The sequence below is a fragment of the Spirosoma koreense genome, assembly GCF_054777875.1.
Map to the genome: position 1 here is coordinate 436,516 of NZ_BAAHAC010000029.1, position 22,483 is coordinate 458,998.

Here is a 22,483-nt window from a genome sequence, read left to right on the forward strand (position 1 = left end):
GATGACAGATACTATTCAGCTTCTTGTTGACGAGCTTACCGGCTTCCTGGGTATACACCATTGGATGGAGATGTTTCGCTCCGGTGATTACCAATCCCTGCTCACCTGGAAGGGCATCCAGTCCGCTCTCTCGCCCCTGATTCCGTTGCTATTACTGATCGAACTCATTCGGGGCGGCTTATACCGCAACTTTAAGGTGGAAAATTATAAGATGCCCTTTTTGATCTACATCTTTAACCGCTTCGTTTCCCGCTATCTTTCCATTGGGGCAGTGGCTTACTGCATTGCGCTGTTTGAAGAACACGCCTTGCTGAAGACTACCCTTACCTGGTACTGGTTCCTCTACGGGTATGTCGTCTGGGAACTAGCTCACTTTGTTTATCATTACCTGGGACATAAAGTGCGGCTGTTGTGGTGCCTGCATGCTACCCACCATGCTCCGGAAGACATGAATCTGTCGGTCACCTATGCCCACTTTTTTTTGGAAGCTCCCTATGCCGACGTTGTCCGGACTACCATTTGCCTGTTACTGGGGGTAAATCCTCCGCTTTTATTTCTCATCATGTTTATCGATGGGACCTGGGGTGCCTTTATTCACGTGGGAGAAAACCTCTTGAAAGACGGCCGGCTGGGCTTCCTCAATCGCATTCTGCTTACCCCCTCCCACCACCGCGTGCACCATGCCAAGAACCCACTTTACATGGATACTAACTTTTGTAATCTATTGCCTATTTGGGACAAAGCATTTGGTACCTTACAAACCGAAGAAAAAGAGTTGAAAATTGAATATGGCATATCCCGGCAGATCAGACGGGGGCATTTTGGTGATGCCTATTTTGGCGAATTCTACGCCTTGTTTATTGATATAAAGCGGGCTCCTGGCTTAAAAAATAAGCTCTTATACATAGTTATGCCGCCTGGCTGGAGTCACACAGGCGATCACAAAACGGCGAAAGTGGTTCGCCACCATTATCTGCAGGAGGCCACTGATACCTCGGCGGCTCCAGTAAGCTAAGCCTACAGTAACGGGTGTGTTTACAACCGGGCAGGACGACGGCCGACCTAAACCGCACAGTCCTTCCTGGGTCGGCATACCGATTGTGCCGGGTCGCCATTGATCCCCGGTCTGATCAGTACAGCTCATTCTAGAAGCTTATTCCTCTCCTGTTGGGGACCTTTACCGAGAAAACGTCGTTTACGGTAGTTGTCCGAGTAATGTGTGATTGGCCAACTCAATTAGCTGGATTTGCCGCCCCACCTGGTCATGATCAACCGACAAGCACTCAGCCGGTTCTACCTTACTCTTGTTCCCTTTTTAGCCGCTGGTGTGGCTTTAGGGCTAGGCCACAGTAAACCCCAACTTTATCTATCCATCTGGCTGGCCCATGCAGCCTTGATGGCCATCGCCGTTTGGAGCCTGGGAAAGCCTTATTTCACCAATCCCGATCCTGGCCAAAGACAACTCGGTACCATTGCTCTGCTGGTGATTATCCCCTGGATCGGTTTCAGCCTTTTCGCCGGCATGGGACCTCCGCCGACTTCTATACCCGAATGGGTGGCCACCGCTACCGAGCAACAGATCCGCTATGCCCTGCTGATAGCGGGGGGAATCCTGATCACGGTTGGCTTCGGCTTGCTGACCGACAAACTCCGCCAAAGCGGTGAGAAGACCTATTCCTTACTGGGCTTACTGACAATGACCATGGCTCTGCCTTTATTTATTGCCAATATGGCTTACTGGGGCAGCTTTTTAGTGGAATCGTTCGCCAACTTTTCGGCCTCTTCAATTGCGAAAAGACCGGATTGGTACTTGTCAATGCGGGCTCTTTTTAGCTGGATCAGCGGGGTGGAGGTCGCCCTTTTGTATTTGGCTACGGCTGCTTTTGCGCAAGCTTTACAGTCGGCAGGTTGGTTCAGGCCCAGCGCCTGTAGGCTCTATATGGTCTTCAGTCTAATGGGCGCTTTGTTGAGTGTGCTGCCTTCGGTTTCGGTCGAACCGGTCGAAATGGCAACTTATTTAGTGTCCATTCCTGCTTTCCCCTTCATTATGCCCTATCTGATGGCACTCAATTTGTTGAACTTGGTCAATCGTATTCCGAACGCGACTCAGGATCGATGAACGCCTTTTTGTCGCTAGCAGACAGGTTTGAAGCGACAGTGGATACATGAGTATATGGTCCGAAGTTTTGTGCTTTGGTCACCCTGAAAGCACTTACATAAAACAGGTATAGATCATGAAAAACACACTGATTAGGACACTGCTTTTAATGATTTTTTTGGGCTTTATATCAACTCCTTATTCCCTAAAAGCCCAGGCAATCCCGAATAAACAAGCGTTCGATTACCACGAACTTAAAGGGCTGCTTCTCAAGCATAAACCAACTATAGAAAGCATACTTAGCATGAAGCGATTCAAGTTTGCTTCGAGTAAAGAACGACCAGAGAGCACTATTTATGCCTACAGGAAGGAAAGTGATACGACACAAATTCTTGTCCGGATTCGCAAAAGCGATGGACTTGTGAGCGAAATAGCGTGGAATGAGGGATCATCGACACTCGCCTATCTGACTCATGATGCAATTGATGATGGCTTTGTGCCGGTGGCAGGCAATAGCCAGTACTACAATCGCTTTCAAAACATAGTGCTCTTAGTAAATTACAAATTGGCTGAAGACAAAGTTGTGCCCTGCATTTTAAGGGCAATTCAGTAAGCGTATCGAGTGCGGTTTGTAGACCCCGCAATTGTAATTTTTACTAGACCTGGCACTTTTTAGAGTGTGTTGGGGAATTGAGAAATATTGAGAGTCGTGCCAACTTTGTAGCGACCAAGCAGCAAAGTGATGACCAAACAGTTCTTAAAACTGACCGACCCTCAATGGGTCGCAATTTCGCCTTTCTTTAACCGCTCCAGCGGCCTGGCTTAAACGCAAGCGAAAACACGATTTACGTCAGATGATTAACATCATTTTGTGGCTCCTGCGAACAGGGAGTCAGTGGCGAAATCTGCCTGAAGAGTGGCCTAACTGGCAAGCCGTATACTATTATTTTGATCAGTGGAAGCAAGACGGTACGTTTGAGCGAATTAATGTAGCCCTGAATCAACTAGATCGTAAACGGGTTCATAAAGAAGCCAATCCCTCTGCATTATGCATTGATTCACAAAGTGTTAAGCTAAATCCTATGATCTGCGAGTATCGAGGTTTAGATGCCAACAAACGTGTCAATGGCCGCAAGCGACAGTTTGTTGTCGATACCCAAGGCCGACTCTGGGTGGCAGCGGTTCACCCGGCTAATCAAGCCGATGGTCCAACTGCTGTTACGCTGATTGGCACTATACTTTGGCGGGTGGGCGAACGGCTAGAAAAAGTGTATGGTGACCAGTCTTATAATGGCGTTTTTGCCCAAGTATTAGCCGATTGGAGCATTGACTTTGAAAAGGCATCGCGTCCCGAATCGGCCCAGGGCTTTGTGCCCATTGCTAAGCGCTGGGTAGTGGAACGCATCATTGCTTGGACAAATTACTTCCGCCGAATCGTCAAAGATTACGAGTACACGCTATTATCTTCGGTCAGCTGGCTGTATTTGGCCAACATTCAACTAATGCTTCAGCGAATCTAACTCCACTGCCAAATCTAATTCCCCAACACGCTCTAAAGAGTTCCCATACCTGTATTTGTAGAAAGAAATCAAGTCAGGAAAGCAATGGACTCAAAAGTAGTAGTTCAGATTCAGAGACCATACACGATTATACCATTTGGTTGCCCGATAAACTGTAGGCACACCCGTTAGTGGGTCAGGAGCGGTATAATCGGCTAAAATGGGATGAAGTCCATAGTAATAGCGGCCGTCAACAACTACGTAATTACCCAGCCGATAACCAACCCCTCCAAGCAAGCCCAGATCAAACTTATGGGTATGACGAAATGAAGTAGATTGATTTTTAGCAGAAGCAAAATACCCTTTGCCATTTAGTAAATAACCACCCTGGACACCCGCCTGGAGGAAAAAGTTTTTCGATTCTCGGGTAAAGCGCATCATTATTGGCAAAGTTAAATAGTTGAGTTCATTGATTATTTTATCATTACCGCCCAGACCCATTACGGGGTTGCTACTGCCTTGCTTAGCGTACAATACTTGATAAGCCATAGTTAGGGCAGATGAAAAACGTTGTTCCAGAGTTAGACCTGCATTGTAACGCCAAAATAAGTCAGACAGCTCAGCCTGCTTGATTTGAGCGGCATTGACCCCGGCTGTTACTCCCAATCTATAAGTTACTGAGGACTGAGCCATCGTATAACCAATACTTACAAGCAGCATACTACTTAGAAGTGCTAGTTTCCTACCAACGTGATCGATAATCATTTTAGATCTGTTAAGTGTCGCCATGTTGTCTACGTGTTGTGGGTACGGTCCGCCGGTAGTCAGCCACGTCTGGCTATCGTTCAGGAACGGACATAGCCTGTACGTTTTCGGACAACTAAGCTAGTGCAATTCAGTATAAATCATTGATAGTATGCCGGTTAGATTTGTGGCACCCGATTTGTTTAGCAAATAACAAGAAAATGAATCGCTAAGCTAAATTTATGGGCAGAACCTATCTGGGAGAATTTGAAGAACTCGTCCTGCTGACCGTAGCCATCCTGAATGGAACCGCTTATGGACTAGCTATCGCTGAAGAGTTAAAGCAACGAACCCACCGCCCGATTAACCTCAGCGGGGTTCATGTGGCCCTGTACCGCCTGGAAGAAAAAGGATTCGTCAAATCGGCATTAGGGGGCGCTACAGCCGCTCGGGGAGGGCGTCGAAAGCGGCTCTTCTCGGTTACGGCCTATGGTAAACGCACCCTGGATGACATACGGCTGGTGCGCAACGACTTGTGGGCGGCTATACCCAACTTATCCTTCTCGTAAACCATGCCACAACCGCCACCTACCCCGTCACCGCCAGCCTGGGCCGATCGGTTACTACGACTTGTCTGCCCGGCTGAGTTACAGGAAGAATTACTGGGCGACCTGCATCAACAGTTTGACGAGCAAGTGGCTCAGGTAGGCGAATCGGCCGCCCGGCGGTTGTACGGCTGGGAAGTCATCCGCTTTTGTCGACCTTATTTTATCAGTCGCCGACTTCGAGCAGTTACAGTAAACATAAACTCATCGCCCGCAAGCCGCCGGGCCGACGTTCGAACCATCTCTTTCCTTCATCCTACCATGCTACAGAATTATGTCAAAATCGCCTTTCGAACGCTCACGAAAAATAAAGGGTATTCCGCCATCAACATTGGTGGGCTGGCCGTGGGCATGGCAGTCGCGATGCTCATTGGCATCTGGATCGATGATGAATTATCGGCCAACAAACACCATAAAAACTACGGGACCCTCTATCAGGTAAAAATGAACCAAACCTTCGAGGGCCGTCGGGGTACGCAGGATGCCATACCGTTTCCGTTAGGCGACGAACTGAAAGCCAACTACCCTGACTTTAAGGCGGTTGCTATGTATAGCCGGGGCGGAGGCCAGCGTTCGCTGGTTGTTGCCAACCAAAAATTCCTTAAAACCGGGCTTTACATTGGCCAAGATGCCATCGACATGTTTTCGCTGAATATCCTGAATGGGAATAAAAACCCACTTAGGGAACCGTATTCAATTGTTTTGACTGACGAAACCGCTCATGCACTTTTTGGCAATCAGGACCCGATCGGTAAGACCCTCCGAATGGATAATACGGTCGATCTGAAAGTAACAGCCGTGGTTGCCAAACAACCAACGAATGCTACGCTGCAATTCGATTATCTGCTTCCCTGGCAGTTGCAGGAAAAGCTCTACGATTGGGTAGTGAAATACCACAAAACGAACTGGGCAAATAATTCGTGGGAGGCCTTCGTCCAACTCAAAGAGGGTATCGATCCGGCGCAAACTAACGCAAAAATAAAAGATGTAGTGCTAGCCCACTTAACGAATGATCCTAATGTAAGAAAGCTGGTGAAGCCTGCCTTGTTCCTGCATCCTATGGCCAGATGGCGACTTTACTCGGAGTTTACCGAGGGAAAAAATGCGGGCGGTTTTATTAAATACGTACGGCTGTTCGGGGTTTTCGCTCTATTTATTCTGGTCATTGCCTGCATCAATTTTATGAATCTGAGCACAGCTCGTTCGGAAAAACGAGCAAAAGAAGTGGGTGTACGGAAAGCCGTGGGTTCGGGCCGTAAACAACTGATTGGACAATTTTTGAGCGAATCGACCCTAATTGCTGTGCTGGCCCTGATGCTGGCTTTAGGCATTGTCCTGATATCACTGCCTTATTTCAATACGCTTACGGAGAAAACGATGACCATCAAATTTGGCAATCCCATTTTCTGGGCCGTGCTTATCGTTTTCACGCTATTTACCGGTTTACTGGCCGGCAGTTACCCGGCGCTTTATCTGTCGTCCTTCAACCCCATCAGGATTTTAAAAGGGGGAATCCATATCGGGACAGGCGCATCATTACCCCGAAAAGCCCTGGTTGTCGTTCAGTTTACGTTTTCCGTTGTGTTGATGATCGGTACCCTCATCATTTATGAGCAGATACAGTACGGCAAAAACCGACCGGCTGGCTTTACCAATAAAGGCCTCATTTCGGTCAACTCTTCCAGCAATTTAATGACCCATTTTGACGCCCTTCGGGCCGAATTACTGGCTACGGGCGTCGTCTCTTCAATTTGTCAAACCAATTCGCCACCTACAGAAATCTGGAGCAGCAATAGTGGCTGGGATTGGAAAGGATCAACACCCGACGATAAGTCGGCTATTTTCACGACCATTACGACCAATTACGATTACATTAAAACCCTGGGCATTACGCTCAAAGAAGGACGCGATTTTTCGAGGGATTTTGCGACTGATTCGTCGGGGGTCATTCTAAATGAATCGGCGGTCAAACGCATGGGCCTGAAGCACCCATTGGGTGAGCGACTACGATGGGGAGGAAAAGACCGAACCGTTATTGGGATAGTGCCTGACCTGGTTATGGAATCGCCTTATCAGGCCATCCGTCCGTTGACGATTGTCTTTGAAAACTGGACAAGTTTTCTTGCCGTGCGCATCAATCCAGCGGTAGCCCCATCCGTAGCTATCCAGAAAATGACGCCCATTTTTGATAAGTACAATCCTGGTTTTCCATTCGACTATAAATTCGCCGACACAGAGTACGCCAAAAAATTCAACGACGAAGAGCTCATTGGTAACCTTTCGGCTATTGTTTGTATGCTGGCCATTTTCATTTCCTGCCTGGGTTTGTTTGGCTTGGCCTCGTTTATGGCAGAGCAACGTACCAAGGAAATTGGTATCCGCAAAGTGCTGGGAGCCAGCATAGCGAATGTGTGGGGACTACTTTCAAAAGACTTTGTCCAGTTAGTCATGATTGCGGCTGTCATTGCGTCGCCCATTGCCTGGTACGCCATGCAAAAGTGGCTGGAAGCGTATACTTATCGAATAAGCATTGGCGTCAGCGTCTTTTTGATCGTGCTTACGGCTGCCCTGCTAATCACGCTGTTAACCATCAGCTACCAAGCCATCAAAGCGGCTTTAATGAACCCGGTGAAGAGCTTGCGAAGCGAATAATAGACATCCTTGTGTCGGTCGACTACCAGAGGCATTAACATGGAGTGAGTGCCTTTGGTAGTTTACAGCTAATGTAGGGTTCAGGAAGCGGCCAGTTGAGAAGCAGATACGACGGTTCGCTCGCCTTACGCAGGAGTGCATTTTGAGAATACTGTAAGTATAGCTTACAGAATGTGGGTTGGCGTCGTATCCCGAAAGTGGATCAGAACATCGAAGCTACCCCTTAGCGGATACGTATACAGAACCTGTTGCAGATTACGATTATCGTAGTTAGCCGCTATCAATAGAAATGGCTGAGCCGTCTGGAGCCAACTACGCAACGAGGAATCCGCAGGTGATTGGGTCAGGTTAAGCATAAAATTAGGGTACTGAACCTTACCTAACAGGTAGTTCGAGGTGCTTTTGATCGACTCGGCCTGAATCGATAAGCTACTGAGAGGGCGATTGGCTTGGCTCTCATCGATCGCCGTGAAGGTGCCACTGGAAAAACTTGTCCCCACAATCAGATACTTATTGCCCAACTGTTGCTTGAGCAAATACCCCATCGAAGCAGAGCCGCAAACCGAAGCCAGGTTAGCGACATGACCACTGTGCGCCCATAAGCCTAGTTTAGTACTACCCAGGGTCTGGCTGAGCCACTGAATGTTTTCGGCCATATACTGGTCCCGTTTCGAATAACTCAAACAAGTCGCCTGATTACTGCTGATGACATCCTGATTTTGAATCAGTACCCGCACGGCATGACGGGCCAGTTGATACGCCCGCTGACCACCCGCAGCCATCCATTGCGTCTCGTGGCTAACAAACAGATTGTATAAAGGAGGTAAACGCTGGGAATACTGCCCCCAGGCAGCCCGGCTGCTGGAGCCCCCACTCAGAGAATATAAACTCGCCAGCGAATCCAGCTGGCCGACCGAAGCCGGATCGACCGTCGTTAGAAAGTCGCGGATCAGGGGAAAGTTATCATCGGCCGACTGGCAATCGAAGCCATAAAACGAGAGTTGCTGATCAGCAGTTTTACCCTTATTGTAGTCTTTCATCCACTGCAGCAGATCGCTCACTTCGGTAACCTGCCAGGGCAACAGCCGCAAACTTCGGGCGGCATCGGTGGCCCAGCCGAAAGCGGTACTTTCTCCATGAATAAACCGATTGACCGTAACACAAAGACCAAAGCTAGCTTCAAAGCCAAGCGCCCGACCACCGTGGCGCTGAACGATATACCGAAACAAGCGGTCTTTCATTTGAAAAAACTCGTGGGTACCGTGGGAGCCTTCTCCCAGTCCAATCAATTGGGCGTTAGCCAGGACGCTATCCAGTGGGGCCAGGTCCGTAAAACTACGGGTCGGATCAGCGTCCTGAATCGGTAAGGCCACCTGGTTCAGCGCCCGAACGACGGCGAGCTGGCTGGTCGATAGCCCCTGATTCGGATCAGGTTCCGTGTGGTTACAACCTGCCATGAACAGCCACAGGCCCAGAAGCCAGAGCAGCCCATAGGTTGGTGAGAGCATAACCTTATCCAAATGCGCCGGTCAATTGAGGGTTAGGTTGTCGGAAATCGTAATGTACTTAATTAACCGCTAAAGACACGTCATCGTAGTAAGCTGTACCAGTCGTGCCTGGCAAAAAGAAGAGTAATACATACACGTTGTAGGTGTTCGCCGGAAATGAATCAAAGCTGATGGTGTACTCCTTAAAATCATTGGTCCCGGTGATCGATACTTTCCCTCTGGATTCGGCAAAGAATGCCGACGCATAGTTCCTATCGGCTCCATAGCTGCCACCAATGGCGATGGAGATACCCTCACCCTTCATGTTGACGGTCTTGATTTTAGCCTTCATGGTTAACTTAGCCCCAGCTGGCACCGATATGACCTTAGCCCCGGCCGGGGCTGACGAGTTGGCCATATAAAAATCCTGCTGGAAGAGGTGATAGGTGGAATCATTGTAGGCGGCATTGCAGCTCACCTTAATGGAATGAGTGGGTGAGGAAGCCGCTTCTGTGGTGTAGTCGACAGTATAACTGTTAGGTTTTGCCAGTGAGTTTCGGTTGATGTCCGAGCGCCAGTCCTGATAGGGAGTCGCTTCAAAATCGCCGTTGATCACTGCATTAGCGATGGACTGGGGCTGAGTTTCCTGCTTTTTACAGGCACTGACGAGGATGAGTAAGGCAAATTGAACGACGAGCCCGATAATGGCTTTCATAACTTCGTGAGATAGCGAAACGTAAGTAGGGCGAAAAGAGCAGCTACAACTGAAACTACTACCCTTAAAAAAAGATAATTAAATAGTAGTTAAATATAATATCACGAAATAAAGCTTATCGATCTGTCAGAGAATCAACCTGAAGTGGTTTTTTAGGCCATACGGAGCTAGCTTAAGATGAAGGCGACCGGTCGGATTTACCAAAACCACGAAGAAAAATGCCAATGACTCGGAACCCTTTTTCAACCAAATACAGGTATTGATATTCGTATATCGCCTTGTTCAGGGACCATCCGTAAGTGAACACTACCGGCTGGCCCTCACTGGGGTCCACGACGTAGAGTCAATCACTGCGCATAAAAAATCGCTAGTTGATCCAATCGCTGTTTTACGAGTGAGTTCTTCATGGGTTCGAATCTGGCCAGCTCACTACTGTCTTTGGTGACGACCACATAAAACGGTTGCTTCAATTGGGTGGTGAGGTGATAGATCGTGGCTAGCTCAGCCACATCCTCCGACCAGGCGGCCATGGCATATAACGACGCATAGGGCGTTTTCGAGAGCTTTCTATAAACCTCCGGCGCCAGGCTGATCGGCACCGCCTTTCCACTTCGGAAACGGGTTTTTTCCAGCAGCGGATCAAGGTACGCAGTGACGGGCACGTTCATTAAGCGCCATATACCGTTGGTAAACCGTGTCGGTTCAATCACTGAATTTATTTCGGCGGGATGTGGGGTAATCTCCTTCACCGCGTCGACAATGTGTGTGGCCTCATGCATGAGCACGTAAACGATCGCATCCATATTACCCCCTTCAACGCGAACTCTATAATCAGCCTTATCTGCCGGCTCAAAGCACGTATTCTCTTTCGCCGATGCCCATTCTGAAATGGTCTCATCCAGTAAACCCGCCCGAAAAGTAATCGTAAACCGCTTGGGCAGGCCGCCAGAATCGACGGGCGAAGTCAATGCCGTGTTGGGCATATTATCCATAAAGCTGATGCTGTGCAAATGCTGTTTTAAAATTTGCTGATGTAAAGGGGGCAACAGCGCAAATGCATGGCTCACCTTTTCTTTTTGAGCGGGCGTCAGATTGCGATTAACGGGCTTCATGCCGGCCTCGCGGAACATATTGAAGACGCTTTCAGGAGCTATTCGAATCCGTTGCAACAGATCGGTTGTGGTGCGTACGGAATCCACCGGTTGTGCCGACGTACCTGCGGAGAAAAATAGCAGGACTAACGCTGAAATCGCCAGTATATTCCCTGGTTTGCCAATCATAGGGTTGTTCAATAGGTAAGCTTGTCCTGTTTCTTCCGAACGGCTCCGTTGGAAAGTACGTGTTCCCCGGAGCCGTTCGGGTCTATTTATGAACAGACCGTTTATCCAGTGATCCTCAATGAGCGAATTAAGGTATCGTCCAGTTCAAGGTGGTAGTGCATAAGAGCCGGGCTTCCATCAAATGTACCGCTTACTTCGACAGTCAACTCCGCCATTGAGCCGGTTTGATTGAAATCGATAGGTTTTAGCTGCATATGGTACTTTTCGGTTGCCTGATGTATCCATTGCTTAATTTCGTCTCTGCCCGAATAAGCAGATCCTTCATCGGAAACGGTGGCTTCAGCTGTAAAAAACGCAGCAAAGGCGGTGCTGTTTACATTGTTCTGTGCCTCAATAAGGCCTTCTAGGTTATCAGGTAGTTGCATGATTCGTAGGATTTACGTGGCTATTCCAGACTACTAGTTTACAAAATGCCTGCCTAAACAGTGGGTATCGTTCCACCGTCAATCACAAAGTTGGTGCCGGTCAGGTAAGCCGCCCTGGGCGAAGCCAGGAAGCCAACCAGTTCAGCCACTTCCTCGGGCCAGGCCGCTCTACCAAAGGGAATGCCGCCTAAGGCGTTCATTACATCGGTAGCCGCCTGTTCAGGGGTACCACCCGAACTCTGAGCGATACGGTCCATCATTCGGCTCGAAGCCGTGGTCATAATCCACCCCGGCGATACGGTGAGTACACGCACGCCTTTCGGTGACACTTCATTAGAAAGGTTTTTGCTGTAATTGACTAGGGCCGCTTTCGCAGCGGCATAAGGCAGGGTAGAATCATACAAGGGCAATTTCGCCTGGATAGACGCGATGTGGATAATAACCCCCTCGTGCCGATCGATCATGCCCGGCAAAAAACCACGGTCTAGCCGGACAGGAGCCAACAGATTAGTCTGAAACGACGACTCCCAATCCTGGTCGGTCAGCACCGCAAACCCACCACCAGGCGTTTCGGCACCCCCTAGATTATTCACCAGTATGTCCAGATAGCCAAACTGATCGAGTACTTGGTCGACTACTTTCCGGGCTTCATCCGGCTTGCTTAAATCGGCAGCAATGAAATGGGTGGCATTCGTTTCGCCTTCCGGCTTGTTTCTGGCCGTAATGATCACCGTTGCCCCTGCTTTCAACAGGCGATCGGCGATTGCTTTACCCGTTCCTTTACTACCTCCGGTAATCAATACAATTTTACCCGCCAGCTCGTCATCAAAGTTAAAGTCCATAAGCATGTCATTTTGTTTAGGGCAAATTTCGGGCGTATGGCAGGTGCTGACAAGTACGGACTTACGAATCAGATAGGGATAAATTTATCCCTATTGAAGGGCCCAGCGCCCCTGGTTATATTTGTCGTATGTACGAACGAAAAACATTGCCCGAGTTGAACTGCGGGCTCGACCTGATTGGCGAGATACTATACGGTAAATGGAAGATGCGGCTTTTGTGGTTTATCCACGAAGGATTTACACGTCCCAGCGAGTTACAGCGAAAAATTCCGGGGGCTTCCCGGCGTGTGCTGAACGTACAGCTAAAGAAACTGGAAGGACACGAGTTGGTAGGGAAGATAATTTACCCGGTTGTCCCGCCCAAAGTAGACTACTATCTCACCGAATTCGGCAAATCCCTGATTCCTGTTATTGGAGCAATCGGGCAGTGGGGTGACCAGCATGACCAGCGTTTGCGGACGCTCATTCTGAAGTCCCTCACCCCTTAATCCCGATGATAACCATCCTGGCCAGTTGAAATGCACTTCTTTGGCGTCCCATAAAATCCGAAAATGGAGGCATCGCTTACATTGTCTCGGGAGGGAGCAAGAAGTATTCGCGGCTTTAGATGAGAGAAACTGTCAATTGCCTGCCCAGAGCCTGACTGACAAAACCTAACTTCACTGACTAATTACTTTAATTTTCGGATGCTCAGCAATGATGGCCATGATACTGTCGAAATACGTTTCTCCAACGCCATTTTCCAGAGCGCTCAGCTTTTCTTCAAACAGCTTTTTATCATAGGGGGATCCGGGCCTTAGCTTATCCAGATAGTAACTTCGAGTAGTTTGATAGCCTAATGTATCCCGGCTATGGGCAATATGGCGCCAGACAATTTCAACCGACTGAGCTCCCTGCAGAATGCCATAGCCCCCATACAGTAAATCATTAAAGGCGTCGAGGCTCTGACTGATCAGCCAGCTTTCTCCCCCCATAAATACCCGGTTGATCTCTTCATAAAAGGAGGCAATGTCGTTGATGGCGTTTCCGTTAATTTCAATCTGTTTAATCATAGTTCACTTCCGGGTCAGTACATACCAGGCTATCTCATTAATGGTAAAAAACCGACTTTCATACGTAGTCCTCTCGCCTAAACTATGAATTTTCAGCAGCAAAACAGGCTGCCATCATCGTCTTAGGTTAGAGTATTTTTTAAAACGAGCAACTACGTTTGTTCACAAGCTATCGCTTTGGCATGAGTGCCAGTGGCTAACGTTGTTTTCTACTAGTAGAGTAGATGAACAGTCGCTAAGGCTTACTTTCAGCAAAGAATATCTTGATTGTTAGTTAACTAATTTTACTAGCTATGGACATACTCGAAGTGCTCGCTAAATGGTTTTTTTGGCTCTTTGATGGAATCGGTATCAACCTCATTCTTAAGAAAATTGCTAACGTATTCGGAAAAAAGAATGAAGACAGCACAAATTCGAATAGCAATTCGCTAATCAGCCAAAAGGTACCCCAGGTATAATTTAAAAATCATTAGGCAACTCTCAGCAATCCAGGCTTGTGGTCGTTATGAGGTCCTGTAAGCGTATGAGCCAACCCGTAGAACCATAAAAATAAGGTTTTGCTCTTGCTGCTAGTCGCTTTGAGAATCATCAGTTGTCACAAAACAACCGCGATTGAAATGTGCGTGATCCGGGCTTATATATTAATAAGAATTGCATTAAACAAACCCTTCAAACCTACTTTAAGACTTGCCCGATTGATAGTGTGAATCAATGAATCCATTGCCAACAGAACCCTTTTCGAGTTTAGAAACCCATTATGAATCATCTATGAATTTGATTCAGGTTTTAAGTGCACTCCCCATGCTGGTTATTGTAAATGGACTATAGTTTGCACTTAAATTATCATGAATCAAGCGGGATACGACGGCCGCGTCGGTTCCCGAAGCTCCATTATGTTTTATTAACAACATCATTTTCAGGGTCTTTTCCGGAGAAGCGAATGGTTGGTTGCAGCACAGCCTAATGCGATAAACAATAGTTTGCCTGACCCTCGATGCCTTTCAAAAACAGATTGCGGGCTTAAGGATTTATATTCTCATAAACCGCTCCTTCTTAAGACGAAGTCTCGTTCATGTAACTGCGTTAAAAACGGGGTGTTTCATAGATGAGACATACCTTTCTAACTCAAAAACACCCCTCCTACTTATTTGAATAGAATCCTTGATGGTTTGCGAAAGCGACCAGAGGCAAAATTTATCTTTTATATACAGGTAAATTATATATAGATTTAACTTATACTTACGTAATTTCTAATTGTATCAACCAACCGATCCCCAACACATCCATGTTCAGCAACCATATCAAAATCTCTCTGCGCAATCTCTGGCGTAATCGCAAAATCAGCGCCATAAGCATCATTGGCTTATCCATTGGCCTGGCTTGTGGGATCGTGATTTTTCTACTGGTAAGCTACCTGTTCAGTTTCGACCGCTATCACGCGAAAGCAGACCGAACATACTGGGTTGTTACCGACATTCGGCAGGACAACGTCATTCCCACCGACGCTACACCCCGACCGCTGGGCGACGTGTTACGGCAAAAATTTCCGTTTGCCCAGAGCGTCGTTCGGATCGAAAATATGTTCGGACGCATGATTAGCGTACCGGACGGTAAAGGAGGATTTGCGAAGAAGTTTGAAGAGTCCCGCAATCTGTGCTTTACAGAGCCTCAATTTTTCGACATTTTCGATGTAGAATGGAGGAGCGGCAATCCAAAGACGGCGTTGTCAGCCCCCAGCACGGTAGTGATTTCCGAACAGTACGCCCAAAAGTATTTCGGCTCAGTAAATCCCATCGGAAAAACGCTACGCTTTGATAACCAGATAGACTTGACAGTTACGGGGCTTGTGAAAGACTTACCCTCGAATACGAAACTGCACTACGATATTTTCATTTCTTACGCGACCATCCCCGTGCTGTCGGGTGATCAGGGGAAGCAGGCGATGCAAAATTGGGAAAGCGTTTCAACCGTGTGTTTTGTTACATTGCGTGAAGGAACACCCGTCGCCCGGCTCATTGATGGTCTGAATGGAATCCGGCAGCATTATCTGACGACGCAGGAGGCTAAGAAGCTTACGTTTCACGTCCTTACGCTCGACAATCTGAATCATAATCCGCAGTACGGTGGACGAGCCCCTCGGCCGATTCTTTATGCCTTGATTGCCGTCGGACTCTTTCTGGTCCTGGCGGCCTGTATCAACTTCATCAATCTGACGACAGCCTTCGCCCTAAAGCGATCGAAAGAGGTGGGTGTCCGTAAAGTGATGGGCAGTTCACGTCGGCAGTTGACGGGGCAGTTTATGACCCAGACAGCTCTCGTTACGTTAGCGGCTGTTATCGTCTCTCTTTTGCTGGCTCAACTGGTCCTGCCTTTACTGAACCAGGCGCTGGCTATTCTTCATACCGACCTGTCAATCCTCGACATTTTTAAACCCAATGCCCTGGTGTGGTTTGGCAGTTTACTCGTCGGAGTCATTTTAGTAGCCGGTTTTTATCCATCGTTAGTCCTGTCCCGGTTCAATCCGGTAGCGGCTTTGCGGGCTGGTTACGGGCAATTGACGGCTAAGCAAGTCGGAAGCCTGTCCGTCCGTCGCGGCTTAGTGGTCATGCAGTTTTTCATCACGCAACTTTTTATGATTGGCGTGATTGTGATGATCGCGCAGGTGCGACACATGCAACAAACCAACTTAGGGTTTCAGAAAGAAGCGATTTTGATGGTATCTGTTCCGCCAACTAACTCCCTAAAACAGGACGTAGTACGGAATCAGTTGGCGCACCTCGCGGGCGTGGAGCAGGTTTCCCTATGCGTCGAGCCGCCCGCTTCGCACCGCCGGATTCCGGTGCCGTTTACGTACGATACGCATACCGAAACCGAGAAATTTCCAACCACCGTTAAAGTCGGTGACAAAAATTTTGTTCCGTTGTTTGGCATCAAACTCGTAGCTGGCCGCAACTTTCTGAACAACGACACAACGAACAGTGAAGCACTTGTCAACGTAACGATGGTCAAGCAGTTGGGTTTGCACGCACCGGATGACGTGCTTGGCAAACAGCTCAAACTATGGGGGAGCACCAAAACCATTGTCGGTGTTGTGAACGATTTCCATACCAGCGAATTACGCGAAGCCATTCCGCCGACGACTATTCTGAATTTTTACCGTGAAAACCACATGATCGCGCTCAAGCTGAATCCAGTCGATCTGCCTGCCACAGTAAAAGCAGTTGAAACCAACTGGAATCAGCTTTTCCCGGACCACGTCTTCAAAGCTGATTTTGTGGATGATCTGCTGAACCAGTTTTACCTCACCGAACGGATTCTGCTGGGTCTGGCCGAAGTGTTTTCTCTGATCGCCATTCTGCTCGGCTGTCTGGGCCTGTATGGACTTGTAGCCTTTATTGCCGAAGCGAAAACCAAAGAAATTGGCGTCCGTAAAGTATTGGGTGCCAGCGCCAATGAACTCCTGTGGTTGTTTGGCCGTGAATTCAGTCGTCTGCTGGTCATCGGTTTTTTGCTGGCCGCACCCATTGGCTGGTTTCTGATGAACAACTGGCTGCGGGGATATGTCTATCACATTCCGTTTGGCTGGTGGATCTTTGTTGTTACGTTGCTCTCTACCGTTCTCATCACCATTCTGACGGTTGGTTATGAATCCAGAAAAGCGGCTTTAATGAATCCAGCCGTAGCGCTTAAAACCGAATGATCGTGAGTTGCAAAACGCATAGTCGATTGGGCAGCGGAGTGGTCATTAGCATACTAGCACCTGACCGATTTTTTATATACTGATCCACTTTTGCAACAACGACGTTAGTTATAGAACGAGTCTATAATTATGGCTTCTGCGGCTAATTCATTACTCGTGGGATCAGGGAAATGGCCCCTTCGACCACTTGGGTACGAGAAGATGGGTTGGTAATTCGACCGCCTGCCTGTTCAACGGGTTGCAGATTGCTTTCTAAATCGTCAGCCCAAACGCGCTTCGCCTGGAAAGAAGTAGTTACCTATAAAGAGTCGTTTAGAGATGACCACGCTGAACAAACACAAAATCTGCCCAGCTAATAGCGGCAGGCTTGTTGACAGGCGGTGAGTTCAATGGCTAGTTTTTGAACGACTGCCTGAAGCCCAGGGGAGTTAGATGGGTCTTCGCTTTAAACAGACGGCTAAACGATTGCACATGTTCAAAGCCCAATTCGTACGCGATCTCGCTCATGGAAAGCTCACTGGTGGATAGGCGTTCTTTAGCTTTTTGAATCAATTTTTCGTGGATATAATGCTGGGTATTTTGCCCCGTATGCATTCTTAACAGGCTACTCAGGTATTTGGGGGAGATGTTGAGTTGACCGGCTATCTCGTTTACAGTGGGTAATCCCTGGATGGCCGCTTGCCCGCTGTTCAAGTAATCAGTCAGTACTTTTTCCAGCCGATCCAGTAGCTGATGGTTCGCGTTTTGGCGAGTAATGAACTGGCGGGTATAGAACCGCTCAGCGTAGTTGAGCAGGCTTTCCAGCTGGGATAGAATGATCGGCTTGCTGAATGTATCAATACTAGCGTGCGTTTCGCGGTATATATTCTGAACGATACTAAGGATAATCTCCTCTTCTTTTTCTGAAAGAAACAAGGACTCGTTGACCGCATAATCCCAAAACGTATAGCGTTTGATGGTGTTGGCCAGGGGCGTGTTCCACAGAAAATCGGGATGAATAATCAAATGCCATCCCGATTGCTTTATTTCGACGTCTTTTTCGACAGCAAGGCTGGTCACCTGGCCAGGCGAGACGAATGCCATAATCCCCTCGTTGAAATCATACGGTTGCTGCCCGTATTTCAACTTGAGATCTTCGGCACCGCTAACCCGCTTGATCGCGATGCAATAGAAGTCACAAAAACTGGTCACGGCATCGCCAGAGCCCATCACTCGGGTAGCCTCTACTTGAACGACACTGATCAATGGATGTTCAGGTGGTGGCAAGTGCCAGGCCCGGAACCAGTCGCTGATCGTCTTATAGTGCAGCATATAGGTTAATCTTCCTTTCGGATCTGGAGTACAATTTTCCCCCGGACATGTTTGGTTTCGACGTCGCGATGGGCCTGGGGAGCCTCCTCCCAAGGATACACTTTATTGACAATCGCTTTCACCTTGCCCGCGTCAATCAGCCTGGTTACTTCAGTCAGAATTCGCTGATGATTAATATCGACCCCAGCCATGAAAACAGTCGCCTTTTTTCTGGCCAGTAATTGCTTAAACTCTTCGTTGGGCCAGACCCCATGCGTACAGACAAAGATACCGCCTTCTTTTAATACAGGAACCGATCTCAGTCGCAACGCTTCATCAACTGTAGTGGTGTGGCTAGCATTAAAGATCACATCGATATCGCTCACAATATCCTCAAATTTCTGAGTGTTATAGTCAATCACTTCGTCAGCACCCAATTCCTTTAAAAAATCAGCATTATGGGCCGATCCTGTACCAATGACATAGGCACCGTAGGCTTTGGCGAACTGCAGGGCCAGGCTACCGATACCCCCTGCCGCACCATGAATCAATACCCGCTGGCCTGGCTGTGCTTTTGCTTTCTCAACCATGCCATTATAGGCCATACGGGCGCAGGCGGGTATCGAAGCGGCTTGGTTAAAGTTGATGGTATGCGGCATCAGGGCGAACTGGTTGGCTTTCGCGGCCAAATATTCCGTGTAGCTGCCATCTAAATAATTGGGGACTCCATACACCCGGTCACCTGTTTTAAATTCCGTTACACCACAGCCTACCGCTTCGACCATTCCTGCCGCGTCCAGGCCTAAACCCAGCGGCAATTTCAACAGCGGTTTTAAGCCTTCATTTCCGCCCCGGCGTACGATGTAATCGGCTGGATTTACACTGGCCGCGTACACTTTTACTAAAATCTCGTCGGCTGCGGGTACCGGGCGTTCTACCTGGACAATTTTCATCACGTCCGGTTCGCCAAACTCCTCAATTCGGATTGCTTTCATCGTTGCTCATTTTTAGACAAAAGTCTGCAACGATGGAGGGTTATCTTTAACCGAAATGCCTATTGTTTTAACCGAAATGGCAACTTTGGATCCGTTCGAAAATTGGCCAGTATTTTAGTACCGATACCTGAACGTCCATTGTCTCAAAGACCAGGATTGCTCATGACAGATGAAACATCAAAGAAAGAATTCATTAGAACGCCCATACTAGTTCGTCACTCTATTCATCGGTGGTCGAACAGCAGTGCATGAACGAAAAAAGGCAGCGGAGATAAGGAAAGGAGTATGGATTTTCTTAAATGCATGCATCACCCTTAAAAAGAGGTCTTTACTCAACTGCTATGAGAACCTGGTTGCTCTTCTTTTTCCTGTCCAATGGCATATACCTAAGTTATGGGCAGGATGGATTTATAACCGGTTCGCCCAAACTGGCTTACTGGCAAATAGGCCAAAACCCAACCACCGTCATTGTCCTGCATGGGGGGCCAGGGGCCACGCATCAATACCTGCGCCCGGAATTTGATAACTTAACGAAGACCGCCCGACTCATCTACTACGATCAACGAGGCTGTGGCAAAAGTGATCCAGCTTCTGGCTATACCTGGCAGGAGCATGTGGCTGATCTGAAACGACTGCTTACTACCCTGGCCAAAAATCAGCAAGTATTTTTAGCGGGCTCCTCCTGGGGCAGCTTCTTAGCCATTCTTTATGCCTATACCTATCCCCAGGATGTAAAGGGCCTGATTTTGACTGGAACAATCGCCTGGCCAGGCCAAGAGCAGGTTTATCGACGAGACTCCTTGCTTACCAAGCGGGTCGTTAAAGTCCTACAAGGATCAATCGGCGAAACAGGTCTGGTTTTTCGACAAACGCCAGGCAGTGCCATTCAGCAAGACACGGTTAGCATTTCCAAGCCAATTGAAATGACTTCGGGATTGCCTCAATATGAACCCGTTCATAGCCTGATAGCAGCGCCTAAGGCCGAACGCCTAAAGCAGATAAAGGTGCCCATTTTATTGTTCAATGGCACCAAAAGCGTCCAATTTGATGGGGCTAGCGAGTATCTGACGTTGTTTCCCAACGTGCGCATTCAAACGGTTCATGATGCGGGGCATGACCCTTGGCTAAGAGATCCGAATTTGTTTTTTTCGATCAGTAACGAATTTATTAGCGCCCATACAGATACGCATTGACCAAGGCTATACGGATCGGGGTGGTAATCGGTTTTCCTTGTATTCTCAAACCTTAGCTACCGCCCACCGAGGTTATCTCACCTGGGCTCGCTCTAGGCTACCAAACTCGCCTTCTGCTCGCGTACGCTACGCATGCCTTTTGCCCAGGCCAGCAGTTGGGTAAACATAAGAGTTACAGCGGTCGTCAGGGGGGCCGTGGGAACAAATACCCCGGTTTCAAACGTAGCATGGGTCGACACGCAAACCTGCGCCCGCACAGTGGCTAGTTGAAGTTCCGGCAAGATAATCCGTAGGGCCTCAGCGGCTCGGCAACCGGCGGCCCATCCCCCATAGCAGACAATACCGGCGGCTTTATCATTCCACTCCTTGTAAACATAGTCCAGGGCATTTTTCAGCGCGCCCGGTATCGAATGGTTGTACTCGGGGGTGATAAAGACGTAGCCGTCGAAGCTATCGATCAGCTTCCCCCAAATACGGGTGTGCTCGTGCTGATACTGCTGCAGAGTCGGATTGCCGGGCTCATCAAGGTTACCCAGATGATAGTCGGCCAGGTCAATGAGTTCATACCTGGCCCCGCCGTGGTGCTGGGCGGTGTCGAGTATCCAGGAAGCCAGCTGATCGCCCCGACGGCCAGGACGAGTGCTGCCCAGGATAATGCCAATGCGGAGTTGGGTAGGGTCGGTACTTGGGTGATGATCGGTTTCCATACGTGATAAGGCCGTTAAGGTTGTATTTCTTATCACAAAGGTCCCGCGCTATTATCGAACAAAATAGCCCATTCAGTCGCACTATTGTTCGTATCTGGCGAAATCAATGCGTGACCTTTGGCGATAGGGCCGCTTGATAGCGCTTGGGTGTGAGGCCATATTGTCGTTTGAAGAGCTGAGCAAAATGGCCCAGGTTAGTAAAACCTAGCTGATGGCCTACGTCCGATACCGACCATTGGGCCAGCAGGCGCCTGGCTTCCTGTAAGCGAGCCACTTGATAGTAAGCATAGGGGCTGGTACCGAATACCTGGTGGAACAACTGCTTAAGTTTGGTTTGTCCCATACCCGCCGTCCGCGCTAGTTGAGCTAGGCTGGGTGGGTTGTCCAGCGTGGTGAGCAGAACCGTTCTAACCTGAAAAATGGGCGCTACATCAGTCGGATGCAAGGCCCGGGTGTTGCCAATAGAACGCTGGCCCAGTTCGCAAAACAACCCGTAGAGCAACTCCTGAACTTTAATGCGGTAAAATAGCGAATTCAGTTCGTGATCAGGGCGTGGCGTTGTTATCTGCTGCAGAGCCGTCTGAATTTCGGGAGTTAGCAGGGCCTCAACCAGCCGCGGTTGCTGATCAGCGAATAAGCCAATTGACCTGGCCTGAGGGTTGCCCAGCCAAGTAGCCAATACGGTTTTCTCTACCACAAGACCGACGAAGAAAATGAGTGTGTGAGCCGGTAGCACGGTATTGAAGGCAACGGTTGTGGAAGCGAGTTGTGCCGTCGACAAGTGACCCGCTGCGGACAGGGCTGGGTCGAAGGATTGAAACGAAATCAGCAATCGTTCCGACTGGTTCTCTTCGGCCAGGCGCTTTACGAGGGTTTCCTCTTCCAGATAATAGCGGTGGATGGTCAGCAGTAGACCAGGTTCTATGGACACCAGTTTAATAAAGCCGGTACCCACACTAGGGGGCAGGTTTAGGCAGCCATCTACCAGTTGTCCGCCTTCGGCCAACGCCTTGTCAAAAAGCATACGCAGGCCGTTTGCAACTGGGATCGACATCGTTGGCATAAACACAGGTACTAAGGCAAAATCATAAGGCGTTACGGAGCGCTTGCCGGTAATGAAGCTAAGGAGCAACGTATATACACCAACACGCATCGAACGAAGCAAAAAGCCGGTTATAGAACCTGATCGATGAGCCGGA

20 protein-coding genes are annotated in these 22,483 nt (G+C 48.7%); 9 read left to right on the plus strand and 11 right to left on the minus strand.

The features are described 5' to 3' along the window. The first annotated feature begins 1 nt into the window (after position 1). From ACYVC2_RS29665 to ACYVC2_RS29680, 4 genes are all read left to right on the plus strand, one after another. Positions 2 to 1,015, plus strand: a complete 1,014-nt coding sequence (locus ACYVC2_RS29665) for a sterol desaturase family protein (RefSeq protein WP_461108830.1) — start codon at positions 2 to 4, stop codon at positions 1,013 to 1,015. Between the two features lie 249 nt (positions 1,016 to 1,264). Further along, positions 1,265 to 2,119 (plus strand): hypothetical protein, encoded by an 855-nt coding sequence (locus tag ACYVC2_RS29670; RefSeq protein WP_461108832.1) that lies wholly within the window; start codon positions 1,265 to 1,267, stop codon positions 2,117 to 2,119. A gap of 115 nt (positions 2,120 to 2,234) precedes the next feature. Further along, positions 2,235 to 2,711 (plus strand): hypothetical protein, encoded by a 477-nt coding sequence (locus tag ACYVC2_RS29675; protein ID WP_461108834.1) that lies wholly within the window; start codon positions 2,235 to 2,237, stop codon positions 2,709 to 2,711. Positions 2,712 to 2,952: 241 nt separating this feature from the next. Beyond that, the gene (locus tag ACYVC2_RS29680; protein ID WP_461108836.1) at positions 2,953 to 3,618 is read left to right on the plus strand and encodes an IS5 family transposase; all 666 of its coding nucleotides are present in this window, start codon (positions 2,953 to 2,955) and stop codon (positions 3,616 to 3,618) included. A 90-nt stretch (positions 3,619 to 3,708) separates the two neighbouring features. Here the strand turns inward: ACYVC2_RS29680 and ACYVC2_RS29685 are convergent, their stop codons facing one another. Continuing rightward, positions 3,709 to 4,386 (minus strand): porin family protein, encoded by a 678-nt coding sequence (locus ACYVC2_RS29685; RefSeq protein ID WP_461108838.1) that lies wholly within the window; start codon positions 4,384 to 4,386, stop codon positions 3,709 to 3,711. Between the two features lie 197 nt (positions 4,387 to 4,583). Here ACYVC2_RS29685 and ACYVC2_RS29690 point away from each other — a divergent pair, with 197 nt between their 5' ends. Further along, a complete protein-coding gene (locus ACYVC2_RS29690; protein ID WP_461108840.1) occupies positions 4,584 to 4,910 on the plus strand; it encodes a PadR family transcriptional regulator in 327 nt (108 codons plus the stop codon). A 3-nt stretch (positions 4,911 to 4,913) separates the two neighbouring features. Next, positions 4,914 to 7,598: an ABC transporter permease gene (locus ACYVC2_RS29695; RefSeq protein ID WP_461108842.1), complete on the plus strand. Its 2,685-nt coding sequence runs from the start codon at positions 4,914 to 4,916 to the stop codon at positions 7,596 to 7,598. A gap of 164 nt (positions 7,599 to 7,762) precedes the next feature. Here the strand turns inward: ACYVC2_RS29695 and ACYVC2_RS29700 are convergent, their stop codons facing one another. The 5 genes from ACYVC2_RS29700 to ACYVC2_RS29720 form a co-directional block, all read right to left on the minus strand. After that, on the minus strand, positions 7,763 to 9,106 hold the full coding sequence (locus ACYVC2_RS29700) for an erythromycin esterase family protein (RefSeq protein ID WP_461108844.1): 1,344 nt from the start codon (positions 9,104 to 9,106) through the stop codon (positions 7,763 to 7,765). A 58-nt stretch (positions 9,107 to 9,164) separates the two neighbouring features. Further along, positions 9,165 to 9,800: a hypothetical protein gene (locus ACYVC2_RS29705; protein ID WP_461108846.1), complete on the minus strand. Its 636-nt coding sequence runs from the start codon at positions 9,798 to 9,800 to the stop codon at positions 9,165 to 9,167. A 347-nt stretch (positions 9,801 to 10,147) separates the two neighbouring features. Next, a complete protein-coding gene (locus tag ACYVC2_RS29710) occupies positions 10,148 to 11,080 on the minus strand; it encodes a hypothetical protein (RefSeq protein ID WP_461108848.1) in 933 nt (310 codons plus the stop codon). 101 nt (positions 11,081 to 11,181) lie between these two features. Next, positions 11,182 to 11,505 (minus strand): nuclear transport factor 2 family protein, encoded by a 324-nt coding sequence (locus tag ACYVC2_RS29715; RefSeq protein ID WP_461108850.1) that lies wholly within the window; start codon positions 11,503 to 11,505, stop codon positions 11,182 to 11,184. A gap of 53 nt (positions 11,506 to 11,558) precedes the next feature. After that, the gene (locus ACYVC2_RS29720; protein WP_461108852.1) at positions 11,559 to 12,347 is read right to left on the minus strand and encodes an SDR family oxidoreductase; all 789 of its coding nucleotides are present in this window, start codon (positions 12,345 to 12,347) and stop codon (positions 11,559 to 11,561) included. Between the two features lie 128 nt (positions 12,348 to 12,475). On the opposite strand from ACYVC2_RS29720, the gene ACYVC2_RS29725 reads away from it, so the two are divergent. Beyond that, positions 12,476 to 12,835 (plus strand): winged helix-turn-helix transcriptional regulator, encoded by a 360-nt coding sequence (locus tag ACYVC2_RS29725; protein ID WP_461108854.1) that lies wholly within the window; start codon positions 12,476 to 12,478, stop codon positions 12,833 to 12,835. A gap of 171 nt (positions 12,836 to 13,006) precedes the next feature. On the opposite strand, the gene ACYVC2_RS29730 is transcribed toward ACYVC2_RS29725, so the two are convergent. Next, entirely contained in the window at positions 13,007 to 13,399 is a 393-nt protein-coding gene (locus ACYVC2_RS29730; RefSeq protein ID WP_461108856.1) for a barstar family protein, read from the minus strand. A gap of 1,285 nt (positions 13,400 to 14,684) precedes the next feature. Between ACYVC2_RS29730 and ACYVC2_RS29735 the strand changes: the two genes are divergently transcribed. Further along, a complete protein-coding gene (locus ACYVC2_RS29735; RefSeq protein WP_461108858.1) occupies positions 14,685 to 17,099 on the plus strand; it encodes an ABC transporter permease in 2,415 nt (804 codons plus the stop codon). Between the two features lie 393 nt (positions 17,100 to 17,492). On the opposite strand, the gene ACYVC2_RS29740 is transcribed toward ACYVC2_RS29735, so the two are convergent. Further along, positions 17,493 to 18,410: a helix-turn-helix domain-containing protein gene (locus tag ACYVC2_RS29740; RefSeq protein ID WP_461108860.1), complete on the minus strand. Its 918-nt coding sequence runs from the start codon at positions 18,408 to 18,410 to the stop codon at positions 17,493 to 17,495. A 5-nt stretch (positions 18,411 to 18,415) separates the two neighbouring features. Beyond that, a complete protein-coding gene (locus tag ACYVC2_RS29745; RefSeq protein ID WP_461108862.1) occupies positions 18,416 to 19,384 on the minus strand; it encodes an NADP-dependent oxidoreductase in 969 nt (322 codons plus the stop codon). 299 nt (positions 19,385 to 19,683) lie between these two features. Here ACYVC2_RS29745 and ACYVC2_RS29750 point away from each other — a divergent pair, with 299 nt between their 5' ends. After that, positions 19,684 to 20,577 (plus strand): alpha/beta fold hydrolase, encoded by an 894-nt coding sequence (locus ACYVC2_RS29750; protein WP_461108864.1) that lies wholly within the window; start codon positions 19,684 to 19,686, stop codon positions 20,575 to 20,577. Between the two features lie 92 nt (positions 20,578 to 20,669). On the opposite strand, the gene ACYVC2_RS29755 is transcribed toward ACYVC2_RS29750, so the two are convergent. Both ACYVC2_RS29755 and ACYVC2_RS29760 read right to left on the minus strand, forming a co-directional pair. Then, entirely contained in the window at positions 20,670 to 21,284 is a 615-nt protein-coding gene (locus tag ACYVC2_RS29755; RefSeq protein ID WP_461108866.1) for an NADPH-dependent FMN reductase, read from the minus strand. Positions 21,285 to 21,387: 103 nt separating this feature from the next. Then, positions 21,388 to 22,437, minus strand: coding sequence for a helix-turn-helix domain-containing protein (locus ACYVC2_RS29760; protein ID WP_461108868.1), 1,050 nt, complete (start codon positions 22,435 to 22,437; stop codon positions 21,388 to 21,390). Between the last annotated feature and the right edge of the window lie 46 nt (positions 22,438 to 22,483).

Bases quoted from the DNA above. Each gene is read 5' to 3' on its own strand.
- ACYVC2_RS29665 (WP_461108830.1), top strand. From the start codon at position 2: ATGACAGATACTATTCAGCTTCTTGTTGACGAGCTTACCGGCTTCCTG.
- ACYVC2_RS29670 (WP_461108832.1), top strand. From the start codon at position 1,265: ATGATCAACCGACAAGCACTCAGCCGGTTCTACCTTACTCTTGTTCCC.
- ACYVC2_RS29675 (WP_461108834.1), top strand. From the start codon at position 2,235: ATGAAAAACACACTGATTAGGACACTGCTTTTAATGATTTTTTTGGGC.
- ACYVC2_RS29680 (WP_461108836.1), top strand. From the start codon at position 2,953: ATGATTAACATCATTTTGTGGCTCCTGCGAACAGGGAGTCAGTGGCGA.
- ACYVC2_RS29685 (WP_461108838.1), bottom strand. From the start codon at position 4,386: ATGGCGACACTTAACAGATCTAAAATGATTATCGATCACGTTGGTAGG.
- ACYVC2_RS29690 (WP_461108840.1), top strand. From the start codon at position 4,584: ATGGGCAGAACCTATCTGGGAGAATTTGAAGAACTCGTCCTGCTGACC.
- ACYVC2_RS29695 (WP_461108842.1), top strand. From the start codon at position 4,914: ATGCCACAACCGCCACCTACCCCGTCACCGCCAGCCTGGGCCGATCGG.
- ACYVC2_RS29700 (WP_461108844.1), bottom strand. From the start codon at position 9,106: ATGCTCTCACCAACCTATGGGCTGCTCTGGCTTCTGGGCCTGTGGCTG.
- ACYVC2_RS29705 (WP_461108846.1), bottom strand. From the start codon at position 9,800: ATGAAAGCCATTATCGGGCTCGTCGTTCAATTTGCCTTACTCATCCTC.
- ACYVC2_RS29710 (WP_461108848.1), bottom strand. From the start codon at position 11,080: ATGATTGGCAAACCAGGGAATATACTGGCGATTTCAGCGTTAGTCCTG.
- ACYVC2_RS29715 (WP_461108850.1), bottom strand. From the start codon at position 11,505: ATGCAACTACCTGATAACCTAGAAGGCCTTATTGAGGCACAGAACAAT.
- ACYVC2_RS29720 (WP_461108852.1), bottom strand. From the start codon at position 12,347: ATGGACTTTAACTTTGATGACGAGCTGGCGGGTAAAATTGTATTGATT.
- ACYVC2_RS29725 (WP_461108854.1), top strand. From the start codon at position 12,476: ATGTACGAACGAAAAACATTGCCCGAGTTGAACTGCGGGCTCGACCTG.
- ACYVC2_RS29730 (WP_461108856.1), bottom strand. From the start codon at position 13,399: ATGATTAAACAGATTGAAATTAACGGAAACGCCATCAACGACATTGCC.
- ACYVC2_RS29735 (WP_461108858.1), top strand. From the start codon at position 14,685: ATGTTCAGCAACCATATCAAAATCTCTCTGCGCAATCTCTGGCGTAAT.
- ACYVC2_RS29740 (WP_461108860.1), bottom strand. From the start codon at position 18,410: ATGCTGCACTATAAGACGATCAGCGACTGGTTCCGGGCCTGGCACTTG.
- ACYVC2_RS29745 (WP_461108862.1), bottom strand. From the start codon at position 19,384: ATGAAAGCAATCCGAATTGAGGAGTTTGGCGAACCGGACGTGATGAAA.
- ACYVC2_RS29750 (WP_461108864.1), top strand. From the start codon at position 19,684: ATGCATGCATCACCCTTAAAAAGAGGTCTTTACTCAACTGCTATGAGA.
- ACYVC2_RS29755 (WP_461108866.1), bottom strand. From the start codon at position 21,284: ATGGAAACCGATCATCACCCAAGTACCGACCCTACCCAACTCCGCATT.
- ACYVC2_RS29760 (WP_461108868.1), bottom strand. From the start codon at position 22,437: ATGCGTGTTGGTGTATATACGTTGCTCCTTAGCTTCATTACCGGCAAG.